The organism is Flavobacterium restrictum (genome assembly GCF_007097245.1).
GTDB lineage: Bacteria > Bacteroidota > Bacteroidia > Flavobacteriales > Flavobacteriaceae > Flavobacterium > Flavobacterium restrictum.
The window spans coordinates 450,252-474,823 of record NZ_VJZT01000001.1 but is presented as its reverse complement, the minus strand read 5'-3'; the positions used below and the strand labels follow the sequence as shown (position 1 = coordinate 474,823).

Here is a 24,572-nt window from a genome sequence, read left to right as displayed (position 1 = left end):
GGCAAAAAAAAAGCGGGAACGTACAGCCCGACCCGACCTTTTTTGGGAGGGGCACGCCCAAATTAAGAGACGTTTTTAGTTTTTCTATTCGTAATAACCCACGGTAAGCTCGTTGTTGACAGCACTTACTCCTGGTGCTTTCCAAGCAATTCTCTCGGCTTCGTCTTTTTGATAATAGGAGGTAACCGCTCCTGTTAGGGTCACCTCGTTGGCTTTGACATCGACTTCAATGTCATTATCGTTGATGCTCCAGTTTCTAGAAAGTGCTTTTTCTATTGCCGCTTTTTCAATAGTATCAGTATTGTCCGATTTGATTTTGATGTTATTGTAAATTCCCTTTACACCTTCGAGATTTTGAATGGCATTTCGGGCAGCTTCCCGCTGATAATTCCAAGTCAAATCGCCGTCTAGGGTTACCCAACCGCCTTCGACTTTGACTTTTACGGTATCGTTTGGTACATTCCAATTCCATCGCAAAGCGCTAATTACCTCGTTAGCAATATCCAAATCTGATTTTATATCCCAAGAATTGTTGTATTTGATTTCGATTTTTTCGACTACCGCTTTTACGCCTTTTACGTTTCTGGCAGCAATCTCGGCTTCGGTTTTTTTGATGTAATTGTCAACCGTTCCTGTTAGTGTTACCACCCCATCTTTTACGGCTACACCAATCTCGGCGGCGTGCAAAAGCGGTTCCCATTTGATGGCATCTTGCACATCGATTTGTAAACTTTCATTTGTTTTCATGTTGTCTTATTTATCGTGAACTGTTTTTTTGTGTAACAAAGTTGGTCATTATTGATTATCAATAGGTTATATAACTCTTGCTGTTTTTAGTAAAATTCATAGGTATTACAACAAATTAATAGCTGCAAATTCAATCCACTTTTTGGGTTGATTGGTATTTTCAATCGTTACTTTTTGAGGCACTACTATTTTTTTTGAAAAAGGTGTTTTGTTTGGAATTTTTTGACTCTTTTTGACCAAATATTTTTCAATAGTTAATCGTGCCATTACGTAGCTTACGGTGGATTCGGCACCTTGATTAAGGTTGATATAGGTATCTTCTAAACCGTCGTAGCATCCGCCGGTACAGGGATTATAGACTATTTGATGCAAATGATTTTTGCCCAAAAACCAATCGAAAGCTACTTCCATTTTGTTTAAATAATCCGTTTGTTGGAACGTTTCGTAGAATTTGCTTAACGCCAAAATCGTATACGCTACATCGATGGGTTGTTCGCCACCAATTTTATCTGGGTGTATTTTGTTGTCATTATGCAGCCAACCTTTGTTTGAAATTACTTTTATAGTGTTGTTTTTGAAAATTTTGGTCAACAAAAAATCAAAAGACGTTTTGGCAATTTCTCGATACACATCCATGTTTGTTGCTCGATAGGCACACAACATCGCTTCTGGCAAGATGCTATTTCCATAGGTCAAATAGGGTTCAAACCATTGCCAATTTTCATCTGTTTCGTGTTTGTACATTTGTACCAATCGATCCGACAACTGTTTTAGAACAAACGTATTTTCCTCAAGATAATTTGTGGTATTACTGTAATAAATTCCTTTAATAATGAATGCCATGGCTCGCGGCGAATGGATTTTATGTACTTGGACCAAGGCTAATTGCAGTGTTTTTTTGGCTTTTATTTCCAGTTCGATAGGCAATAAATCACTTATAGAAATCAAATATCCTAGTGCCCAAATTGCTCTTCCATTGGAGTCGTTTAGGTTTTCGGAATTTTGTGTTGTGAATTTTTTATTGGTATCTACATAATTCAAAAAATGACATTCGGGTTGCAGACAAAAGGCTATAAAATCCAAATATTTTTGGATGTATTTTAAATCGTTTGACTCCTTTTTTAGTGCATAATTTTGACACATAGCCACCAAAGCGCGCGCATTATCATCAAGCGTATAGCCTGAATTTAAGTCCGGTTGATTGATAATCGAAAACTGAATCATGGCAAAATCAGTAGTCATTTTCTTGAAATGATTCCAGTTTATAGCTGGAATTTTATAATGCAATTCGATTTTTTCATGGCTTATTTTTTCGAATAATAAAGCGTGAGCAATCGCCGAGTTTTCCCAAGCGGTTGGGGCTAATTTATGGATTCCGTTTGAGGATATTTCGTTGCGAAGGGACTCATTATCCAGCAAAAGAGTAACTTGCTTTGCCAATTGTTTTGGATTTTCAAAATCGATGATAATGCCTGTTCCGTTTTGCAAAACCTCGACAGCATGCGGAATAGGAGTGGAGATGATGGGGCAACCACAACTGATGGCATACGAAAAAGTTCCCGAAACGGCTTGATTCCTATCTTTGGATGTAAATAGATAAATATCAGTAAGTTGCAGGTATTCTAGTAGCTCGTTTAAAGGCAAATACTGATTGATGAACAACACATTAGCATTCAAATTCAAAGCGGTTATTTGGGCTTCGAGTGTGGAACGGTATTTTTCTCCTTCATTTTTTACAACTGTTGGATGTGTTTTTCCAATGACCAAAAACAACACTTCAGGGTGTTTTTTGACAATAGTAGGCAATGCGTTGATAGAGGTTTCGATGGATTTTCCGGAGCTTAACAATCCAAAAGTAGCTATTATTTTTCGTCCTGCAAAGTTGTATTTTTCTTTCAAAAAATCTTTGTTGGTATGCTCCACCAAATGAGTTCCGTGCGGAATTACAGCAATTTTATCTTTTGCAATCGCATAATCATGTACTAATAATTTAGCCGATGATTGTGTCATTACGATTATGGATTGGACGATTTTGTCAATTTTTTGGACGTTTTCTCTCAACAAAGCATTTGGATTGGGCAAAACGGTATGAAAAGCAACAATAATGGGTTTGTTTACGGATTGTAAAAATGCCATAAAATCCGCTTCATTGGATCTAAATAACCCAAATTCATGTTCGATAACCATCATCGAAATGGTGTTATTTTCGTTGATATTTGCGGCTAAATCGAGATAAGATTTTTGATTGTCCGTTTCCAAAATGTAATTAACTTCATCTGGATAATGTTGTTTTTCAAATTCCGATTCCAACGCACAAATTTTTATGTCAAACGATTTTTGGAATTTGTTATTCAACGCCAAAATTAAATCTTGGGAATAAGTAGCAATACCACATTCGCGAGGTGGATATGATGTAATAAATAGAATTTCAGGCAAACTATTTGGATTTTCGATGGTATTAGTATTAGATTTTGCATGGTGTTTTTGGTTTTTTCTAGTGGAGAAAAGGGTGTTTTGATGGGCAGATAGTGTCGTTCTCATATTTATTTTAAGTTAAGCATTAATTCCGTTATTAAATCAGACAAAACGACTGATGCACAAGCAATTCGTTCATCGGCGGCTCCGTAATAAATGTATAATTTATCGTCAAAAACAACCGCTCCCGTAGGAAAACACACGTTGTTGACTTCACCTTTTAATTCCCATACATATTCGGGTTTGAACAAGGGGTAGGGCAATCGAGCAATTTCTTTTTCGGGATTTTCTAAATCCAATAGGGCAGCACAAGCGGAATAGACATACCCATTAACATCGTCTTTTACGCCGTGGTAAATCAGTAACCAACCTTGCGGGGTTTCAATTGGGGGACAGCCTCCGCCGATATAACTGATTTCGTGAGGATATTTTGGCGAAAGCAAGGCATAATCATCAAAATTGAGTAAGTAATTTTTCCAAAAAGAAAGCGTTAAATCTTCTAGCTTTTCGATCCCAACCACAATTTGAATTTCGGGTTTGATGCGGTGCATGAAAAAGAATTTTCCATTGATTTTTCTTGGAAAAAAAATAATATTTTTGTCCCAAACCAGCATTTTTACACCTTCTTTTTCCAGAATTCCTTCGTGCTGATTGTACCGGAAATATTTAGAATTGATGCTTGAATTTGTTTTGGATAAGTGGTGAAATTCTTCATACGTAATTTGTGGCACTAGAATTCCTTTTTTTTCAAAATGAACCAAATCAGTAGAAGTTGCCAAGCATCCTAGAGCATTTACGCCATCGTAAGCCGTATAAGTTAAATAGTAGGTATCCTCAATTTTTACTAATCTGGGATCCTCAAGACCTTGTGACTCGTAGTCGAATTCAGGAATCAAAATGGGTTTGTAATGACGGTCTTCAATTTCCAGTGGCCCATCTAACTTGCAATAGCCTATGGTCGAATGATTTCCTTTTTGCACCGCTCGATAAAACAAATGCACAAATTCCCCCTCCCGAATGGCAGCTGGATTTAGAACCCCTTCGTTTTCAAAATCCAATGTTGTTTTTTCTAAAACAATTCCTTCCTTTTTAACATTTAACATGGCAGTTTATTTAACGGTTACAAGATCAAAATTACCTACTAATTTTGTCTTGTAAAATTCTGATTATTTGCAGTTTATAGTGTTGTAGAACTTTGGGTATAACTTACAAAATTACTAGGTGGAGGGATTTGACGGTACAAAAAATGACTGTCTTTTTTTTGACAGTCATTCCTTTTTTATGAAATTGGCGGATTAAATAGAGTTGTTTTTTGGGCTATTCTAATGCTTTAGCCATGCTACAACTTCTGTGTATTTGGATTATAAAGGTTTTGGTGCAATGCCTTATTTTTTCTTTTCATTCAATTCTTCGGCTTCGCTCAAAGCGATGGCAATGGCTTGTTTTGGGTTGGTTACAATGGTGTTCGTTTTGCCTGAATGTAAATTACTTTCTTTGAATTTGTGCATTACTTGCGCAATTTTTGTTTGTTTAGGCGTACTTTTTTTGGGTTTCGATGCTTTCATAATTTTAATTTTTTTAGCGAATACCTTCATTTTTGGTTTTCTATTTTCTATTGTTTCTAGTCTCTAAAATTTACAATGTTTTTTCTAATGTGGTTGGAATTTCCACTTTTGCAATAGCGGTTGGAGCAATAGTTCCAGAATACATTTTGGCGTAAGCGGCAGTAAATTCGGCTCCAAAAAATAAAATCATAGACGAGTACGAAACCCAAAGCAAAATAAGAATTACTGAACCCGCAGCACCATAAATGGAGGCTGGTTGTACTTTTCCAAAATAATAAGCCAAACCCATTTTACCTAGAGTAAACAATAATCCAGTAACCAATGACCCCAACCAAACGTGTTTCCATTTGATTTTGGCATCAGGTAAAATCTTGAATATCATGGCAAATAAGGCTGAAATAACCGCTAACGAAATGATAAAATTGAGTAGTCCATAAAGGAGCATCATGAATTGTGAGCTTTCGAACGCAATATAATTGCTTACAGCTACTAATGCTGTTGAAATGACTAACGAGATGGTCAATAGGAACGCAATTGCCAGTATCAATCCAAACGAAAATAGACGTGCTTTTACAATGAGCCAAATGCCGTTTTGGGGTTTTACTTTTACATTCCAAATTAAGTTTAGTGTTTTTTGAAGTTCTACAAAAACGCCTGTAGCGCCTACTAACAATACGGATATTCCAACGATTGATCCCCAAGTGGTCGATTTTTCGGTGGTCGATTTTGATAAAACTTCTTGAATTTGTAGAGCGGTTTGGGATCCAATTGTTTCGGATATTTGTTGCATCAAGTTTTGATTTACCGCATCAGTTCCAAAGAAATATCCAGCAATGGCAATACATAAAACTAGCAATCCTGGAATGCTAAATATGGCATAATAGGCAATAATGGCACTTTGCCGGAACGGATCTTTGGCCAGCCATTCTTTGAAAGTAGCCTTAAAGAGTTGTCCTAAATCGTTAATTTTGAATGGTATCATTTGGTTGTTTTTATTTTTTTTTGGGGTGTCCGCCAAGAGGACTAACAATTCAATAATGGTACACAGATGACACAGATTTTTGCTGATTGATATATACGAATCGATTTTTATCGGTTTAAATTCGTTTCATCTGGGTACCATTTTTAAAATTGGTTTAATTAACCCATTGTTATATTTTTTTTAATTTGGCAATAAATCCAACTTCTTTTTTACTGCTTTCAATTTCTCCTATCAAAAAACCAAAAGGCTTTAAGGATTCGATATGATCACAAACAATTTTGAACATTGCTGTGAGCGGAATTGCTAAAATAATGCCTGGAATCCCCCAAAGTAATTCGCCCAAAACCAAGGCTATAATGGTAAATAGGGAATTTATTTTGACTTGTGGTCCCAAAATCAAAGGTTCCAAAATCCAACCCTGAATGAGTTGCACAATGCCATAAACAAGCACGATTCCGCCCAATAACCCCAAATTGCTACCGTGAATGGCTGCTACCAAAACCGTCAATGTAGTACCCGTGATGTTGCCTATAAACGGAACGATTTCTAATAACCCGCACAAAATGGCAAAGAAAATAGCGTTTTCGACACCCAAAACACTAAAACCTACACCGTACATTATCCATAAAAGAAAAATCATCTTGAATAAACCCAGTAAATATTGTTGTGAAACAGCGGTTACTTTTTTCAAAATTTGCTGCATTTCGGTTTGTTGTGATTTGGCAGTGAGTTGCACCAAAAAGTCTTTAATGTGACTGCGATAGTACAATAGGAACGCAAAATAAACCAGTAGTAAAATAAAACTGGACAAAAAATTAGTTACTGAACCTACCATCATTTGCAACATATTGGAGTAGGAGGGTTGCTCGTTTTTAAGAATCTTGAACTGCTCCGAGATAGAAATATTGAGGTGGTTAAAAACGTATTTTTGGATTTGTGTCCCCGTTTCGATGGCTTTTTGTTTCAAAGTGGCAATGTCGCTAATGAGTTCCATAACCTTGTAACCCAAAAGCGAAATCAGAATAAAAAGTAAGAGTAAAAACGCCAATAAGCAAGCAAAAACGGCGATTCCTTTGGGTACTTTTTTGCTTTCCATCCAATGGCAAAAAGGTAAAAACAAGGTAGCCAAAATGCCACCAATGCACAACGGAATCAAGAAATCTTTGGCAAAATAAAGCCCTAAAAATAATAGAAAAAGAAGAAGTATTTTTTTGATAACTGATGTTAAAGATAGTGTCATTTTGATGTTTTTTTAAAATTTCGTTTCCATAATTTGACTAGTTCGTACCACAAAACGGAAACACTTCCTATTGCTATTGCCATACCTAATTGATTGCCGTTCAAATACTCAAAATCAAAAAAGTTGGACAAGGGAGCTACATAAAGCAGTAAGCCCATAACCACTATTGTAATGCCAACAATCAAAGCAACCAACTTGTTTTTGTACGCCAAAGTGGTCAAAACCGAATAATAAAAGGAGCGATTGACCAAGGTTAAAACGATATTGGCGGTAACCAAAACCACAAAAACCATTGTTCTCGTATGGGCTTCGTTATACCCCAGAGCTACTCTGTATTGATACATTCCTAACGACCCTATTGTGATCATCAAACCCTGAAGAATACTGGTCGAAAGCTCTTTCCAATTGAAAAAAGTGGTTGTAAAAAGCCTTGGTTTTTGCAACATTGTGTTTTTTTCTATCGGTTCGTTTTCGTACACAATCGAGCAAGTAGGTCCCATAATCAATTCGAGAAATATAATGTGCAAGGGCGAAAAAATACTTGGATATTTCCAGCCCAAAGCCAGTGGTATAAAAACGGTAAGTATAATAGGAATGTGTATAGAGATGATAAACCGAATGGCTTTTTTGAGGTTGGCATATATTTTTCGCCCCATCGAAATGGCAAAAACCATTTTCGACAAATCGTCGTTTACTATAATTAACGAGGCGGCTTCTTTGGCTATTTCGGTTCCTTTTTTGCCCATTGCAATGCCTATGTGCGCTGCTTTGAGTGCTGGTCCATCATTTACGCCATCGCCCGTCATGGCTACAATTTCGTGATTTGCTTTGAGTGCCTCGATGATTTTAAGTTTTGCTTCGGGAAACATTCGGGTAAATAAATGGATTTCCTTTACTTTCTTTTTGAGTTCTAAATGGGTCAATTGCATCAGTTCCTCGCCCGAAATACTTTTGTCAAATCCTATAAATCCTATTTGTTTGGCAATGCTCGAGGTGGTTTCGGCATTGTCGCCCGTAATGATTTTTACGGCAATTCCTGCTCTGTAAAAGTGCTGTAAAACCAGCCGAATATTCTTTTTTGGTGGGTCATAAAACGCTAATAACCCCTTGAATTCCAACTGAAATTCTTGTTGGGTTTTGGGGTACTTTTTGCCTTTAAAAACCGCTTCGCCAACCGCTAAAATTCGGTAGCCTTCGGTAGCCAATGCTTGTATGGCTTCCTGAATTTGCTTTTTTTGGTTCACCGATAATTTGGAAATAGCCATTATGGCTTCGGAACCGCCTTTGGCAGCGATAATTTGGTTTCCAGATTTGTTTTCAAACAAATGCGTCATCATAGGCGGTTGGCCAGACAACGGATATTCGTGTACCATTTTGTATAGCAAGCGTTCGTCTTTTTTTGTTTTTTGAGCATACATTTCGTGCAATGCTACTTCCATTGGGTCAAACGGAATGGGTTCGCTTGCCCACATTCCCATTGTTATTAATTGGTTTTCGGCATCCGACAAATCATTTTCTAAATCCAAAATTCTATTGGATTCTAAAGTAAAAATTTTTGCCAAACGCATCGTGTTTTCTGTAATTGTACCCGTTTTGTCAATGCAAATCACGGTGGCACTTCCTAGGGTTTCTACGGTTTTCATTTGCTTCACGACAATCCCTTTTTTCATCATGCGCCAAGCGCCAAGTGCCATAAATGTGGTAAAGGCAATAGGGATTTCTTCTGGCAAAACACTCATTGCCAAGGTCAATGCTTTGAGCAAGCTGTCCATAAAACTCTTGGAATGGTACCAATTGATACCCCAAACCACCCCAAAAACGATGGCTCCTGCAATGGCCATTTGCTGCACAAAATGACCAATTTGTAGTTCCAAAGGTGTTTTTTCTTCGGCAATTGCTTCTAGACTTTTGCCAATTTTTCCCAATTTGGTTTGGTTACCAATAGCAGTAATAGTGGCAATTGCCAATCCGCTTGCCACTGTTGTTCCTTGAAAAATCTGGTTATCGCTACTCGATTTGTCTTTGGAAACCAATAGCGATTCGCCTGTTAAAATAGCTTCGTTTACCGAAAAATCGTTCGAATGTACTATTGTTCCATCACCCGATATTGAAGTTCCTTCCTCGACCAATAGGCTGTCTCCAACCACTAATGCTGACGTTTTTATTTCGATCGTTTTTCCGTTTCTAATAACTTTGCATTTGGGTTTTGTAAAATCTTTCAGTTTATCCAAAGCATTCCTGCTCCGAGCATTTTGATAGGACGAAAGCACGGAAACCAACACAATTGCCGATGCCAAAAACAGGCCGTCAACCGTTTTTCCGCTCACAAAATAAATCGTTGACGCCACCACCAACAATAGTATCATAGGATCTTTTACAAACTTTAAAACCGATTTTGCAAATGGATTTTCGTCCTTTAAATCCACCGAATTGCTGCCGTGTGTTTTTCTGGATAAAAGCACTTCTTCATTCGATAAACCTTTGATAGTATGTGGGCTTGTTGTCATTGCTTTAATTAAAAAAAGGCAAGAAATTAATCCTACCTTTGGTGGTTATGGTATTAAAAATCTTATCTAAACAAATCTTTTATGTTGTTTCCAATTTCGTCCATATCTCGATTAAAATCGCTTTTGAATGTTTGCCAATCGGTTTGGTTGCCGTCGTAGTTGTTTAATTTTGCTTTGAGATCGTTGTTTTTGGCTTCGAGTTTTTCGATTCGAGTACGGTATATTCCGTCGAAAGTGCTGCCTGGTTTATTCATTTTTTCTTTCAAATTAGCAATTCGTTGCTCATTATCGAGAATTTTTGCTTGTGATTCGGCTTTGAAAGCTTTCCATTCAGCAACATTGGATGCTTGCGTGTTTGTCAAATCCTGATTGGCTTCTGTTGCATTTTGTTGGGCTGTCGCTTGTTTTTGATTGGCCGATTTGCAAGAAGTAAAAATTGTTCCTGCTGCTATGGCGAGGATTACGATTGCTTTGTTCATTTTTTCTATACTTTAAAATTGTTTTACAAAGTTGCATTTGAAAACAATAAAAACCGTTATAGAATTTTTGTGAAATGTTATAAGATTGCTGTTTTATGACAGGGCATTCGCTTTTAAAAAGCATAATTTTCTTTAACCACAAATTACACAAATTACACAAATTACACAAATTACACAAATTACACAAATTTACTCAAAAATGAACCCGTCAATAACATCATAATTAACTCAAACATACCAAAAACAGACTTTGAATTTGTGAAAATTTGTGGAATTTGTGGTGAAAAATTTTAAAAGCGAATGCCCTGGTTTATGATGGCAATTTCAAAAATCAATTTCAGCACTTTGAAATCAAAATCCTTACATTCTTTCCATGTACCAATTCAATTCTTTTTCCATTTTTTGGTATTTAAAAATGGTTTCAATAGCTTTTTGAAGCCGAACAAATGCGGTTTCGGATTTTACAATATAATCCGATGCTTTGTGGTGCATACAACTGATGGCAACATCAATTTTGTCTTGGCTAGAGAGCATTATTACAGGGATTTTAGGATTGAAATCTTTGATTTTGTCTAATGTTTCTAGTCCGTTTATAGCGGTTCGATCTATTCCGTCAAGGTGAAAATCCAGGATTACAATATCAGGATTTTGAGCGATGTTAGCAAGGCATAATTCGCCTGTAGCAAAGGTTTCTATGTCCAAATTTGCGTGATCTAGGAACTGAATTTCGAGCGATTTCAAAAATACAGCATCGTCATCGACTAGGAATAATTTTATTTTGTTTTCTTTTGGCACGATGTTATTTATTTAGATTGGTAAGTTCGATTTCGAGTTCTATAAAAGTTTGGTTGCACACGTTTTCGATTTGGTCAACTAGCTGATCCAAGTCATCGGAAATTTCGAGTTTATGAGCAAATTCTTGAATTTTATGAGCAACGGCGGCAATTTCGGGATTGATTCCCATGATGGTAAACGACGGGAGCATCTTGTGAATGGTGGCTTGTAGCAAATGCCAATCTTTGTCCAGAAAACTTTGTTTCATCGTCCTGACAAGTGGGGGCGTTTGTTTTAAATAAACGCGGATCATTTCGGTCATTAGTTTTGGGTTGGATTTGGTTAGTTTTAACAAATAACTCATATCCACATATTTCATCTTTTCGATGATGGTGTTTCCCTTTCTTTTTTCTTCAATAATGAGTACTGGTTTTTTGATAACGCTTATCAGTTTGCTGTACAATAATCGTTCATCAACTGGTTTGGAAATGTAATCGTTCATTCCTACTTCTTTGCATTTTTCGACATCAACGGTGGTTACATCCGCTGTGAGAGCAATGATTGGGATGTCCATTTTTAGTATTTTACGAATGTATTTTGTGGCATCAAAACCATTCATTTCAGGCATTTGCAAATCCATCAAGATAATATCGTAGGTCTTGGTAAGTAGTTTTTCGATGGCAATTTTTCCGTTTCCTGCAATTTCGCATTCAAAACCAAAATCATCCAAAAGCGTTTTCATCAGTAATTGGTTGAGTTCCATATCCTCGGCAACTAGGATTTTGATGTCCTTGATATCGGTATTTAATTCTAGAATTTCGGGTTCAAGCACCGCATCGGCATTGGTTTTTTTAAAATCTAAACTAAAACTAAAAACGGAACCTTTGTTCTCCTCACTGGCAACTTCTATTTTTCCGTTTTGGGCTTCAACGAGTTGTTTTACAATAGCAAGTCCCAATCCAGTACCGCCAAACAAACGGGAAGTACCGCTGGTGGCTTGCTGAAAATTCTCAAAAACTTTTTCGATTTTGGTGTTTTTTATTCCTATTCCAGTATCGGCAACCGAGAATTTTACGGTTGCTTTGTGCTCATTTTCCGTAACCAAGAGGACGCTTACGGTTATTTTTCCTCTATTGGTAAATTTCACTGCATTACTTACTAAATTTAATATTATTTGGTGTAACCTTACTGGATCTCCTACTAAAACTTCTGGGATGCTGGCGTCGTAATTTGTTATTAATTGGAGGTTTTTCTCTTGGATTTTGGTTTCAAAAAGGTGCAACATCGCTTTTATGGACAATTTGAGTTTGAAAGGTGTTTTTTCAAAAGTCATTTTTCCAGCATCGACTTTGGCCAAATCTAGAATGTCATTGATGAGTACAATTAGCGCATCGCCACTCATTTTTATAGCAGTCAAGTATTCTTTTTGTTTGGCAGAAAGCTCTGTTTTGAGTACCACTTTTGTAAAACCGATGATGGCGTTCATTGGCGTACGAATTTCGTGGCTCATATTCGACAAGAATTGCTGTTTTGATTTTACGGATTCATTTGCAACTATGGTAGCGCGTTCAGCGATGGATGTTGCGTGTTCCGCAAAAACTTTGGCTTCGGTTAGTTCTTTTTCTAATGCTTTTTGGAGTGTAATGTCACGAGCCACAGCCACAGCTCCAATTACAGTATTGTTTTGGTCTTTATAAACCGAACCATTAAAAAGGACATCGGTCAATTTATGGTCTTTTATGGTCAATGGAAAATCGATTACAAATCCTTCGTTGAAAATGGTTTCGTAACCGTCTTTTGCTTTTTCAGGGTCTGTAAAATACCCTATAAAATCAGATCCTATTAAGTCGTTTTGTGAAACTCCTGTAACCCGAACGCTGGCTTTGTTGACATCGGTAATTTTTCCTTGGGGACTTATCGTAAATAACGGATCGCGGCTGGCCTCAATCAAACTGCGAGAATAGGCTTGCTGTTGCGCTAGATTTTTTTGAAAATTTAGTTCAATAGTTGCTATTTTGAGTTCATCGACCCGATTTTGTTTTTCGGATTGTTGGTGTGCCAATTCGATATTTGCAATTCCGAGTTCAAGGGCACGATTCGACTTTTCGGCTTGTTGGTGTGCCAATTCAATATTGGCAATATCCAATTCATCGGCACGGTTTTGCTTTTCCGTTTGTTGGTGCGCCAGTTCAATATTGGCAATATCCAACTCATCGGCACGATTTGATTTTTCGGATTGTTGGTGCGCCAATTCAATATTGGCAATATCCAACTCGTCAGCGCGGTTTTGTTTTTCCGTTTGTTGATGCGCCAATTCGATATTGGCAATATCCAACTCATCAGCACGATTTTGCTTTTCGCCCCTTTGAAACAGCAGTTCTTTGTTAGCAATTACCAACTCGGCGGCTCGTTTTTCTTTTTCATCGTTCTGAAAAGCCAGTTCTTTATTCGCAACCACTAATTCAGCAGCTCGTTTTTCTTTGATTGTATTTTGATATTCTAATTCCTCATTAGCAATCAATAATTCATTAGCCCGTTTTTCTTTTTCATTGTTTTGAAAAGATAATTTTTGATTGGCATTACTTAATTCTTCGGCATTTTTTTTTGATTTTGAAATATCAATAAATGACGTTAAAGAGCATTTTTTGCCTTGAAATTGTATAGCTTGAATGGAGGCTAAAAACCAGAACGGTTCGCCTTTTTTATTATTTAGAACGATTTCTATGGTATTTACTTTGTCCTTTTGAAACAATTGCAGTATTGTTTTTTTATGAAATTCTGGGATAACAATTCCGGTTTCTGCAGATGTTTTGCCTATAATTTCGTTTCTTGTAAAGCCCATAGATTTAAGAAAAGCCTTATTTACAAATTGAAATTTTTCGGTATCAATAACCGTAATAATCATTCCAATAGCACTGTTTTCAAACATATCAAAAAATAAATCATCGGATTTATAGTTTGTGTTTTCTGATTTTTTTGAGGGGCTCATGTTATTAAAATTAATTACCAATATCTTCAATCGATGTTCTGCGCTTATTTTTGAGTTGTTTGAAATGCGATGGGGACAATCCTGTGGTTTTCTTGAATTGACTCGACAAATGCGCCACACTGCTGTAGCCCATTTTCCAAGCGATTTCGGTAATGTTGTATTCGCCGTAAATAAGCAGTTCTTTGATGCGTTCGATTTTGTGGGAAATGATAAAATGTTCGATGGTCATTCCTTGCACTTCGGAGAACATACTGGCAAGATAGGAGTAGTTGTGGTCTAGTTTTTGGGACAAATAATCCGAAAAATTGACTTTGATGGTTTCCTCGGAATGGTGTACCATTTGGACGATGATAGTTTTGATTTTCTCGATTAAAATGGCTTTTTTATCATCCATTAATTCCAAACCGCATTCGAGTAAATGTTGTTTTAGCAAGGCTCTTTTCTCGGAATTGAGGTTTTCCATAATTTCGACTTCGCCTAAATCGACTACAATAAAATGAAGACCCAATTTGTTGAGTTCGTCTCGCACTACTAGTTTGCAGCGATTGCTAACCATGTATTTGATATAAACTCTCAAAATAAGTTCATTTATTTTTTTACCAAATATGATGTTTTAAATTGATTAAGTGTTATATAATGTGAAGAATAAGTTATATAATTCCTAGGTTTTTTATTCGTAAAAAAAAAGTAAGAGTAGATTTGTAGGTTTTATTGGCTTTAGCCAAAAATTCGTACTTTTTGGCTAAAGTCAATTTATTTTCATACCTATATCCCCAGCAAAAGCTGGAGGTAATTCATTTTTTTGATAGGTTGAATAGAATTTTGTTTTATAGTCTATAGTCGGCAACGGTGTGGTATTGAATTTTATCGCCTTCAAAAACGAAAGTATCGGTTCCCATAGGGATTTCGACACTATTGGATTTGCTTGCCCATGCAATGTAGGCTACGTTTCCTTCGATAATTTTTTGTTGCATACTAAAGGCTGAACCTGTGGGGATTGCTTCAAAAAAATCTTCAAAAAATCCCTGAATTTCTGTTAGTCCTTTTACAGTTCCGTTGGGTGTCATGATAACGGATTCTGGGGTGTAATCTTTTAGAATTTCGTCTAAATTGTTATCGCCAAAGGCAATCAGGTGGTGCATTAAAATTTGTTCTACTGTTGTGTTCATTGTTTTTGTTTAGCTATTATTTCAACTTGATTTAGGGCAATTATAGGGATATGTTACATTTAGTTGAATTATTTCGAAAAGGGATAGGTGTTCAAATAATTTAATAGGTTGGTGTTTTAAATTGGTGAGTGTTGTTATATTACCATTATAAAAATAAAACAAAACTTATTTTTATAATAATTTAATATTAAAATTAGTTTTTTAAATCTGAAAAATTAGTGTCAGGAGCAAAGGACGAATTTGTTTTTTCGACCACCAATTCTTTGGACAAAGAAAATCCTGCGGTTTGTTTGCTGTTTAATGATGACGTTCCGATGGCGATTTTATAAGCACCGGCTTCTGCAATCCAAGCATTTTTTGTAGTTACAAATGAAGCTAAATTTTTAGAATTCAGGGTTAATATAATGGTTTGACTTTCTCCAGCTTGCAATAATTTTGTTTTGGTAAAAGCCTTTAATTCAGCACTTGGTTTGTCGGTATTTTTGGATGGAGCAGACAGATACAATTGAATCACTTCTTTTCCTGCGGTTTTTCCTGTGTTTTTTATAGTTACAGTTGCAGTCATTTTTTTGGTAAAAGTTTTAGTACTTAATTTCAAGTTAGAAACATCAAAATTGGTATACGATAAACCATAACCAAATTCGTAGGCAGGTTTTACTCCAAAAGTGTTGTAATATCGATATCCTACATAAATTCCTTCATTATAAGTTACACTTGTAGGATTCTCCATAGGTGTACCATTCCAGTTTTTTGCGGATGGTGTGTCCTCGTATTTAATAGGGAAAGTCATTGTTAATTTTCCAGAGGGATTTACTTTTCCAGAAAAAACATCTGCTACAGAATTTCCTCCTTCTTGCCCTGGTTGCCATGGTAAAAGAATGGCATCTACTTTATCTCTCCAACTTGCAGTTTCAATTACACCACCAATATTCAACACTACAACTACTTTTTTTCCTTTGGCGTGAAATGCCTCCGAAACATTGTTAATTAAAGCTACTTCGTCAACGGCCAAAATAAAGTCTTCATCAAGATTTCTGTCAGCACCTTCACCTGCATTTCTGCCTATTGTAATCAAGGCAATTTCAGACGAATTGGCTTTGCTTTCTATAGTCGCCTTATTCAATTCTAATTCAAGAATTCGTTTTGGTGTGGCCAGTAACCCGCCATTTTTATCGCGACGTTCCATTTCTTTTGCCTTTTGATCTGCAACATAAGGTTTATATAATCCTTCTAATTCTGAATCTATTGCAAATCTATTATTGGTCAAGCCGTCAATTAATGAAATCGTATACGCTTCGTTAACATCACCACTACCAGTTCCGCCAGAAATGAAATCGTATGAAGTAACTCCAAAAATGGCTAATGGTGATTTTTTTGATTTGAATGGTAATGTATTGCTGTCATTTTTTAATAATATAGTTCCTTCTGCAGCAGCTTGTCTGGTCACTTCAGCATTTGCTTTCAAATTTGGTTTGTCAGAATATTTATAATTATTCATTGCTGGCGACCTCATAACCAATTCTAAAATACGGGTTAAATCTCTATTTACAACTGATGCTGTTAATTTTCCGCTTTTCATATTGTCTAAAATCGCTTGTTTTTGCGATGGCAGTCCAGGCATCAATAAATCATTCCCTGCAGATAATTGTGCAGTAACATTGCTTACTACATTAGGTGTAAAGGGAGCCGCATAGCTTATATATCCACCAAACCAGTCACTCATTATTAAACCTTTAAATCCCCATTCGTCTCTTAATACTGTTGTCAATAAATCCTTTCTTTCTGAAGTAAAAGTGCCATTGATAGAATTATAAGAAGACATAATTGTCCAAGGCTGTGCTTCTTTTACAGTTATTTCAAACCCTCTTAAATAAATTTCTCGCAAGGCTCTTTCGCTTATATGAGCATTTATACCCGTACGATTGCGTTCTTGATTATTTGCGGCAAAATGTTTAATGGAGGTTCCAACACCATTCGATTGAATACCATTTACGATTGCTGCCGAAATTTTTCCAGTAAGTAATGGGTCTTCAGAATAATATTCGTAATTTCTACCACACAATGGATTTCTGTGAATGTTCATTCCAGGTCCTAACAACACATCTACGCCATATTCTTTGACTTCGTTACCCATTGCTTGCCCAACATTGTTGATTAATTCTGTGTTCCAAGTGGATGCCAACGCAGTTCCTACAGGAAATGCGGTTGCATAATAATTGTTTGAGTCATTATTTCGTTTTGGATTAATTCTCAATCCAGCAGGACCATCAGAGACAGTAACTGTAGGGATTCCTAGTCGTTTAATTTCAAATGTTCCACCAGCTGCCCCAGGCACTTTTCCTTGAAATCCCTCGGTAGTGAACTTAAATGTGGTTAAGTCAAATCCGGGCATTCCTATACCTGTGAGCATACTTGCTTTTTCATCGTCGGTCATTTTGCTTATCAGATCTTGGATTCTGTCCTTTATCGGAAGGCGAGTATCTTCATATTTATCTAGTTTTCCGTTTTGATTTAAGTCCGAAAAAGTGAAACCATTGATAGTAATTATAGTTTTATCATTAGTGTCTTTGATTTCAGGTTTTTTATTCCAAGAGATTCCAGAAATTATAACTATTGTAAGGAGCGATGTTTTTGCAATTTTTAAAAAAGATACGTTTTTCATGTGATTTTTTTGTTGATAATTGATATTTGCAACGAATAGTCACAAATTTTTATCTTTGATTTTTTTATAAAACAGATTGACTTTATTTACCAAATCATAAGTAACTGTTTAAATTTTTGATATTAGAATTTTTATGAGATTATTTTTTGATAGTCAAGGCAAATTTTGAAAGAATAATCAGCTTATTTTTGAATAAATTTAACGAAGAATAGCGGAAAATAATCCATAAAAAAATAATTAGATAAAACTTAAACAGTTATTAAATATATTTTAAAAACAGATAGTTTAAACGAGGTCGCTTAATAAAAGGCAACCTCATTTAAACTAAAAAAAACCTGTTTAAACAATTATTTTACACTACTCATATTATAATCATTAAATCATCAGAGTAGTCATATTGATTCATCATTACGTTTTTATTTAAAACTATAGGATATTGAAGCCCAAAAACTGCGAGGTAAAATAGTTCTACCAATCATTAAGCTTCCTTTAGCAATTGTTGAAAAATCTCTAAATTGATCTCCTCTCACATCTCCTTCGGTAAGTGCTCTAGTATTGGTTAAATTATCAACCCAAAATTTAGCTTCAATTGCTTTTGTTAATTTATAACCTGCACTAGCTCTCACAGAAATATATCCTGGTAATTTATAGCTGTCAGATGGAGAAGTATAGCGACTTCCTGTATAGATAATACCCCAATTGGTTGTGAATTTTTTGTAATCATAATTAGCAGATAGTTCTGTACTTAATACTGGAACTCTTTCAGTTCTATTACCAGAAAAATCATATGTTTTATCTCCTAATTCTGCAAAAACTGCTGGATTGGTATTAGTAGATGCTTTATAATCCGTATATTTAGAGTCTTGTAATGTACCTGTAAGTCTTAAACCTAAATTATTGGATACTTTATAAGCTACTTCATATTCAGCACTTAAGGTTGCAGTAGAACCAAAAGCTATCAAAGACTGCAGTCCAGCACTAGTGGGAACCGTTATATTTAAAGAGACATTTTTAATAGCTGAATAACTCATAGAGCTAAATAAAGACCAACCATTTTTCGCATATTTATATCCTAATTCAGCTAAATATACGGGACGTTTTTTAATAGAAGCAGCATTGAAAACCTGTACACCATAGTCTAAATAATTTGGGGTATTGTATGCTCGTGTAAGTCTAGCAAACATGGCTGCATTTTCGCTTATTTTATCATTAAGTCCTGCAGAAAATGCCCAGTTGGTATTTGAATATGAATAATCTGTTGTGCCAGTAACAGTCATAGTAGCTGGAGCAGAAGGGTTTGGTGTTCCATCTGTGTTTACCCCATAATAAGGTCTTTTGCCATCTATATTATGATTATCCAAACGGAAACCCAAATCCAATCTGTATTTAGCACTCAAGGCAATTTCATCAGTAATATAACTCGATAAAATACGTGTATTTGCTATATATAGAGTTGTACTAGCTGGTATAATACCATTTCCTACAATACCAAAAGCTGGAATAAGTAAACGACGCGGATTTTCTTTCAATTCCTGAAAGAATACGAAAGTATCATATGGATTATTATTTACATTATGTTGGTGTATTCCTAATCCCATTCCAAGGCTATGATTATTAACTTTTTTCTTGAAATCAAGATTGTTGATATATTGCTTATCTTTATTTCGCCACATAATTGCTGCAGTAGTAACATTATAATCGTTAGCACCATATACCGCAGGACTTCCGTCTAAATATTTATAATCAACTCCAGGAACATATCCTCCCACACCTACTGGAATACTTGAATTTATATCTGTTTTATTATCTTGGTAACGAAAATTATTAGATATCTGCCACTCATTATCAGTAGTATAATTAAATTGAAAGCCTATTGCCCCCATTTTGGTGTGCATCCCATCTGCTAAATCATAGCTAGTTGTTTTTCCTGAACCGTTAGTATAATCCCATTTTGAATCTACTACTTCCATTGATTGTGTAAAAATGTCATAGTTTGGTAGCGCCTTTGGTTTTCCAGATCCATCGTAAGAATAATAACTAGGTAGTCTCCAATATATTTTGTCATCTATATATTTTCCTAAAAGACGAAAGTAACCTTTGTTGTGTTTGAAATGATACGTTATATTTCCTTTCAATTGACCACCTTTACCAGCGTTATATGGAGGAGATACGATTCCATTATCAGTACGATAAGATCCACCAATATTGTACCTAATATTATCGCTTAATGAGCCCCCTGTATTCCCTTCTACTTTGAATAGACCTTGAGAAAGCCCAGACGATACTTTGAAATCTCCATAGCTTTTAGCTGCCCCTACATAGCTAATATTATTGATAACAGCACCAGGCGTATTAGCCAAAACAATAGCCGCATTACCACCACGAATGGCTTCAACATTTTTAATGGTAAGATCGGCTTTATAATATTGATCTGCAGATGGGGCTGAATTAAATCCAGTAGGTAATACAGCTAGTCCATCTTCTAAAATTCCTAAATAAGTGTAACCACCTCCTTGAGGAAAACCACGTACCCATACATTGCCGGGGCCATCACCACCGCTACTTTCTACAGTAAGACCTGGTATTGCTTTCATTAAATCAATATTATTAAGTGGCGCTCTTTGTTGAATGTCTTTGGCAGACATCGTGGTAATGGCTACACTAGATTCGATTTTTCGTTTTGGACGACCACCTGTAACCACTACAGCGTCTAGTTGCATAGGATCTTCGACCAATTGTCCGTTAATCACGACATCATTATTTTCAACAACAACTTGGGCGGTTGAGGCTAAATGTCCGAGTAACGTAAAAAGAATTTTGTATTTTCCGTTGGGTACGTTTTTAAAATTGTAAGTAGACATGGAATCGACTTTGGTACTTCGATCTGTTCCATTTGCGGATGATAATTTAACAGTAACTTCAGAAAGCAGTGTACCGTTTTTGTCTTTTACAACGCCTGAAATACTTCCAGTACTTTGTGCGTGAGCCACACTTGAAATAATAAATAGACAAAGGAGCCAAAATGTTTCCAGCTTGTCTTTTAATTGTAATTTTTTCATTTTGTTTGTTTTTTGGGTTAATAGTTATTTTAATAATGATTTGCAATTTTAAATATTTTGCAAATTTTCTTTATTGCACTTTACTCCTAATTATCAGGAAATAAAAGATATAGGTTATGCTGTATTCGAATAATTTCGAAAAGTTATAAGTCTCTATTTTATTTAGAGATAGTTTTTTAAAAAGGGTTGTTGGTGCTTTTATTTCACGTTTTGAAGAGAATTAATGAGACTCTGTAAAATAAATTTTTCTATTTTCCTAACGGATTATTTTTTCAAAAAAGAGACGATACATGCCCAGCTCGCATTAAAATTTTCGGTAAAACATTCATGTGTAGCATTTGGAATAATGGCAATTTGCGATTTCGGGATATTCCGTGCCGCACTTACCACACGTTCTACAGGATTGCCAGTGTCACGGTCTCCTGCCATAACAAGAACAGGACATTTAATAGTGCTTAACAACTCTTTGCCCACCGTAACATTATTATAGCAATTAGAAATTTGTGTAAATAAATCCTCTATTCTATTGGGTTCTGGCATCAATTTTAATTGTTGTTCCCAGAAGGGTTTATCCATTTCGAATGCCATTTTAGAAGTGAATTTAAACTCTCTTACACCAGGACTTACTTCGCCAGCGCCAATGACAATCATTTTTTTGACTCTTTCTGGATGCATTGCACCTAATTTATACGCTGAATACCCGCCATCGCTAAATCCAAGTACAATAACACTATCTTTGGTTACGGTATTAATAACCGCCATAGCGTCGTGGGCACGTTGCTCTAAAGTAAGTGGCTCGGTACCTAATTCAGATTTGCCATGACCACGAGTAGAAACGGCTATTACTTGATAGTTTTGTTGTAATAGGTCAATAAAGTCTGCCATTTCTACAGTAGAACCGAACAATCCACCATGTAACAATACAATAGGTTGCCCTTTGCCATACACTTCATAATAAATTTTGGCATCATTTGCCTGAACATAATGCCCTGCTTTAAGGTTATTTCCATATGGTACTTTATTCACCACATTGGCGGGTTGAAAAGCGCGTCTTAAATTTTTTTGCTGTGCCTGACCAGTTGAGATAAAGAACAGTAAAACGAGAGCGGTTACTAATTTTGAATACATATTGTTTTTTTTTTTAAGTGAATAGTATTGTTTTGATTCTTGTTTTGTTTTTAAAATAGGGGAGTGGGTTTAGATTGTAGTTTTTTAATTTTTTTCTAAAAAAGCAAACTCTTTTTTAAAAAACCCGGACTTTGATTCTATTTTGTCGCCTAAAACCATAACAGCACCAGACTCTTGATCATACATTTTCCATTCGGGCAAATTGCTTCCATTTGGATTGCCCGTTTTGGCAAAATTGACCCAATAGGACGAAAAAATAGTTTCTATTTCGGTGTCTAATGGTTGCCAAGGACGATTCCAAGTATGCAAATTATGAAGTACATACGGCACTTCCGAAGTGTGAAAAGCTCCGTAATTAGGCGTGTTTGGTTTATCTGGTGCCACATGACCAAATTGATACACATAGCTTGCTTTAGTGTTATAACTTGCCAATAAATGAGCTGGTAATCCGGCAAAGCCTAATAATGTCAATTTTTGTTTCACACTTTTTACTTCGTCAGCTGTATTTGCAGGAAAAATATTCAAAAACGCATCGGCTTTATCGCCATATTTTGTTTGAGCTTCTTTTTTATAATCGGCAATAGACATATTAGTATCTCCCAAAAAATTACCATCGCCAGTAACCCAACCCGTTAAAATAGGCGTTTGATTGTGCAACCCTTTTTTAAAATGTTCTAATAAATTAACGGGTAATACATAACCGTCTAGTGTAGTTCCAAAGCCGCCAACTTCGGGATTATTGCCTATTAGTTGCAATGCTTCTGCGGGTATTTTTCGCAATTCGGCAATGGAATTGGTATTTGTTTTTTTCATAAAAACAACCCCTTGATTTTCGGCTTTTTCTAAATTTTGAATTAACATATTAGAAAACAAACCACCACTTTGTGCAATAGCTTTGTGGAACAAACCTTTGGCCAAGGGCGAAGCAATCAGAGCCGTTACGCTAAATGCACCTGCCGATTGCCCTGCAATGGTTACATTATTAGGATCTCCACCAAAGGCTGCAGCGTTTTTTTGCACCCATTTTAAAGCTGCCATTTGGTCTAAAAACCCATAGTTTCCCGAAGTATTATGACCCGATTCTTTGCTTAATTCTGGGTGAGCCATAAACCCAAAAACACCTACTCTGTAATTTATGCTTATAAAAACCACTCCTTTTTTGGCCATTTCTTCGCCATCATAAATAGCACAATTTGCCGATCCGCTATTCAAGCCTCCTCCATAAATCCATACAAATACGGGTTGTTTTTTGGATTTTGCTTTTGCAGATGTCCACACATTCAAGTACAAACAATCTTCCTTGATGGGTTCGGGTTGTGCAATAAATTCTTCCGACCAACAGTAAAAAGGCACCGGTTTGTTTTGTATTGGGCTTGCCGAAAAGCGAGTGCATTGTTTTATACCTTTCCAGTTTTGCAATGCTTGCGGGGCTTTCCATCTCAAGTTACCAATGGGTGCTGCCGCAAATGGGATTCCTTTAAAAACACGAACTGTTTTATCCATACTCGTTGTACCCTTAATTTTGCCATTGCTGGTTGCTACAATTGGGTTTTGTGCTTTTGCAAAAACCGAAAAGCATAAAATTAGTAAGAGGAAGCTGTTTTTCATATGTTGCTATTTGTTTTTTTTGGTGTCATCGAACTTCGTTTCGCACACAATCGTTGGTGTTAGCGACCCAATTTTGAGTCATGCTCATTTCATAATTTGATGTTTTTTTTACACTACATCGTTACTCATAATCATAAAATCCTTTTCCTGCTTTTTTGCCAAAATCTCCTTTGGTAAATTTCTCCACCACAGTGGGCGATGGTCTGTCGGCTGCATCGCCACTTTCTTTGTATTTTTCCATTCCTACATGATAGGCCAAATCGATACCCGTAAGGTCTAATAACTGAAAAGGCCCCATTGGGTAACCCAGTCCGTTTTTGGCGGCGGTGTCTATATCTTCAAAACTGGCAACGCCCATATCTAATAGCTTCAGGGCTTCTTGTCTGGTGGCTTGCAAAAGGCGGTTAACGAGAAAACCGTATATTTCTTTGTGAAGTAAAACAGGAGTTTTATTCATTTTTTTGGCCGCATTCATTACAGCATCAACGGTTTCGTTTGAAACGTGGGATCCTTGAACGACTTCGACCAGTTTCATGACCAAAGCCGGATTAAAAAAGTGCATGTTGCATACTTTATCAGGGCGATTGGTAGCATCGGCAATTTTGGAACTTACGATGTACGAACTATTCGTGGCCAAAATGGTATGTGCAGGACACATGGCATCCAAATCGGCAAATAGTTTTCGTTTTACGTCTAATTTTTCAATAATGGCTTCAATAACCAGATCCGTTTCAACAACAGCTTCTTGAATTGTTGGTACAAAAGCCAAATTTTGTTTGGTTTTATTCGCTTCTTCCTCGGTTAGTTTTCCTTTTGTAACCCTTTCGTTCAGGTAATTGTTCGCAAAGGCAATTGCTTTTGCCAGAATATCCGGATTGGTATCGGTACATTTTACTTCAAACCCAGACAAAGCGGCACACAAGGCTATTTGATGTCCCATATTTCCGGCTCCAATAACGGTTATTTTTTTTATTTCCATACTAATTTTCATTTAGTTATAAGTACTACATCCTTCTGGTGATTCCGTTATTTTTAACGTTAGTTCGATTATTATTTTTTTAACTTGTTGACTAACAGTATTTTTATTTCTATTAGTTTTCCTGCAAGGTCTTTTTTGACCTTGTAGGTATTTTTAGTATCGAAAATCATACCTACAAGGTCAAAAAAGACCTTGCAGGAGTGTAAAAT

Annotated in this window: 17 protein-coding genes; all 17 read right to left on the bottom strand. The window is 36.1% G+C overall.

The genetic code is table 11. The annotated features are described in order from the left end of the window. Positions 1-84 precede the first annotated feature (84 nt). A complete protein-coding gene (locus FNW21_RS01995) occupies positions 85-747 on the bottom strand; it encodes a BON domain-containing protein (protein WP_144255052.1) in 663 nt (220 codons plus the stop codon). A gap of 105 nt (positions 748-852) precedes the next feature. Next, entirely contained in the window at positions 853-3,288 is a 2,436-nt protein-coding gene (locus FNW21_RS01990) for a glycosyltransferase (protein WP_144255051.1), read from the bottom strand. Between the two features lie 2 nt (positions 3,289-3,290). After that, positions 3,291-4,325, bottom strand: coding sequence for a glycoside hydrolase family 130 protein (locus FNW21_RS01985; protein ID WP_144255050.1), 1,035 nt, complete (start codon positions 4,323-4,325; stop codon positions 3,291-3,293). A 282-nt stretch (positions 4,326-4,607) separates the two neighbouring features. Then, positions 4,608-4,787, bottom strand: coding sequence for a DUF6496 domain-containing protein (locus FNW21_RS01980; RefSeq protein WP_144255049.1), 180 nt, complete (start codon positions 4,785-4,787; stop codon positions 4,608-4,610). Positions 4,788-4,857: 70 nt separating this feature from the next. Then, positions 4,858-5,769, bottom strand: a complete 912-nt coding sequence (locus FNW21_RS01975; RefSeq protein ID WP_144255048.1) for a YihY/virulence factor BrkB family protein — start codon at positions 5,767-5,769, stop codon at positions 4,858-4,860. A 169-nt stretch (positions 5,770-5,938) separates the two neighbouring features. Continuing rightward, the gene (locus FNW21_RS01970) at positions 5,939-7,009 is read right to left on the bottom strand and encodes an AI-2E family transporter (protein WP_144255047.1); all 1,071 of its coding nucleotides are present in this window, start codon (positions 7,007-7,009) and stop codon (positions 5,939-5,941) included. Next, on the bottom strand, positions 7,006-9,516 hold the full coding sequence (locus FNW21_RS01965; RefSeq protein WP_144255046.1) for a cation-translocating P-type ATPase: 2,511 nt from the start codon (positions 9,514-9,516) through the stop codon (positions 7,006-7,008). Before FNW21_RS01965 ends, FNW21_RS01970 begins: the two co-directional genes overlap by 4 nt. A gap of 62 nt (positions 9,517-9,578) precedes the next feature. After that, a complete protein-coding gene (locus FNW21_RS01960; protein WP_144255045.1) occupies positions 9,579-9,995 on the bottom strand; it encodes a hypothetical protein in 417 nt (138 codons plus the stop codon). 360 nt (positions 9,996-10,355) lie between these two features. Continuing rightward, positions 10,356-10,790, bottom strand: a complete 435-nt coding sequence (locus FNW21_RS01955) for a response regulator (protein ID WP_144255044.1) — start codon at positions 10,788-10,790, stop codon at positions 10,356-10,358. Positions 10,791-10,794: 4 nt separating this feature from the next. Continuing rightward, positions 10,795-13,758 (bottom strand): ATP-binding protein, encoded by a 2,964-nt coding sequence (locus tag FNW21_RS01950; protein ID WP_144255043.1) that lies wholly within the window; start codon positions 13,756-13,758, stop codon positions 10,795-10,797. A gap of 10 nt (positions 13,759-13,768) precedes the next feature. Continuing rightward, positions 13,769-14,314, bottom strand: coding sequence for a helix-turn-helix domain-containing protein (locus tag FNW21_RS01945; protein WP_144255098.1), 546 nt, complete (start codon positions 14,312-14,314; stop codon positions 13,769-13,771). A gap of 271 nt (positions 14,315-14,585) precedes the next feature. After that, positions 14,586-14,927: a nuclear transport factor 2 family protein gene (locus tag FNW21_RS01940; RefSeq protein ID WP_144255042.1), complete on the bottom strand. Its 342-nt coding sequence runs from the start codon at positions 14,925-14,927 to the stop codon at positions 14,586-14,588. A 193-nt stretch (positions 14,928-15,120) separates the two neighbouring features. Beyond that, positions 15,121-17,589 (bottom strand): glycoside hydrolase family 3 N-terminal domain-containing protein, encoded by a 2,469-nt coding sequence (locus FNW21_RS01935; RefSeq protein WP_144255041.1) that lies wholly within the window; start codon positions 17,587-17,589, stop codon positions 15,121-15,123. A 416-nt stretch (positions 17,590-18,005) separates the two neighbouring features. Then, positions 18,006-20,648 (bottom strand): TonB-dependent receptor, encoded by a 2,643-nt coding sequence (locus FNW21_RS01930; protein WP_144255040.1) that lies wholly within the window; start codon positions 20,646-20,648, stop codon positions 18,006-18,008. Positions 20,649-20,912: 264 nt separating this feature from the next. Beyond that, complete coding sequence (locus FNW21_RS01925) at positions 20,913-21,776, bottom strand: alpha/beta fold hydrolase (protein WP_144255039.1); 864 nt, start codon at positions 21,774-21,776, stop codon at positions 20,913-20,915. 84 nt (positions 21,777-21,860) lie between these two features. Next, positions 21,861-23,384 carry a carboxylesterase/lipase family protein gene (locus FNW21_RS01920; RefSeq protein ID WP_144255038.1) on the bottom strand — a complete coding sequence of 508 codons (1,524 nt, stop codon included), beginning with the start codon at positions 23,382-23,384 and terminating at the stop codon, positions 21,861-21,863. Positions 23,385-23,505: 121 nt separating this feature from the next. After that, positions 23,506-24,363, bottom strand: coding sequence for a 3-hydroxyacyl-CoA dehydrogenase family protein (locus FNW21_RS01915; protein WP_144255037.1), 858 nt, complete (start codon positions 24,361-24,363; stop codon positions 23,506-23,508). Positions 24,364-24,572: the final 209 nt, after the last annotated feature.

What these genes read in the sequence shown, in the direction of transcription:
- FNW21_RS01970 (WP_144255047.1), bottom strand. Translation starts at nt 7,009, where the DNA reads ATGACACTATCTTTAACATCAGTTATCAAAAAAATACTTCTTCTTTTT.
- FNW21_RS01960 (WP_144255045.1), bottom strand. Translation starts at nt 9,995, where the DNA reads ATGAACAAAGCAATCGTAATCCTCGCCATAGCAGCAGGAACAATTTTT.
- FNW21_RS01940 (WP_144255042.1), bottom strand. Translation starts at nt 14,927, where the DNA reads ATGAACACAACAGTAGAACAAATTTTAATGCACCACCTGATTGCCTTT.
- FNW21_RS01930 (WP_144255040.1), bottom strand. Translation starts at nt 20,648, where the DNA reads ATGAAAAAATTACAATTAAAAGACAAGCTGGAAACATTTTGGCTCCTT.
- FNW21_RS01950 (WP_144255043.1), bottom strand. Translation starts at nt 13,758, where the DNA reads ATGAGCCCCTCAAAAAAATCAGAAAACACAAACTATAAATCCGATGAT.
- FNW21_RS01920 (WP_144255038.1), bottom strand. Translation starts at nt 23,384, where the DNA reads ATGAAAAACAGCTTCCTCTTACTAATTTTATGCTTTTCGGTTTTTGCA.
- FNW21_RS01945 (WP_144255098.1), bottom strand. Translation starts at nt 14,314, where the DNA reads ATGGTTAGCAATCGCTGCAAACTAGTAGTGCGAGACGAACTCAACAAA.
- FNW21_RS01985 (WP_144255050.1), bottom strand. Translation starts at nt 4,325, where the DNA reads ATGTTAAATGTTAAAAAGGAAGGAATTGTTTTAGAAAAAACAACATTG.
- FNW21_RS01995 (WP_144255052.1), bottom strand. Translation starts at nt 747, where the DNA reads ATGAAAACAAATGAAAGTTTACAAATCGATGTGCAAGATGCCATCAAA.
- FNW21_RS01980 (WP_144255049.1), bottom strand. Translation starts at nt 4,787, where the DNA reads ATGAAAGCATCGAAACCCAAAAAAAGTACGCCTAAACAAACAAAAATT.
- FNW21_RS01975 (WP_144255048.1), bottom strand. Translation starts at nt 5,769, where the DNA reads ATGATACCATTCAAAATTAACGATTTAGGACAACTCTTTAAGGCTACT.
- FNW21_RS01990 (WP_144255051.1), bottom strand. Translation starts at nt 3,288, where the DNA reads ATGAGAACGACACTATCTGCCCATCAAAACACCCTTTTCTCCACTAGA.
- FNW21_RS01925 (WP_144255039.1), bottom strand. Translation starts at nt 21,776, where the DNA reads ATGTATTCAAAATTAGTAACCGCTCTCGTTTTACTGTTCTTTATCTCA.
- FNW21_RS01915 (WP_144255037.1), bottom strand. Translation starts at nt 24,363, where the DNA reads ATGGAAATAAAAAAAATAACCGTTATTGGAGCCGGAAATATGGGACAT.
- FNW21_RS01935 (WP_144255041.1), bottom strand. Translation starts at nt 17,589, where the DNA reads ATGAAAAACGTATCTTTTTTAAAAATTGCAAAAACATCGCTCCTTACA.
- FNW21_RS01965 (WP_144255046.1), bottom strand. Translation starts at nt 9,516, where the DNA reads ATGACAACAAGCCCACATACTATCAAAGGTTTATCGAATGAAGAAGTG.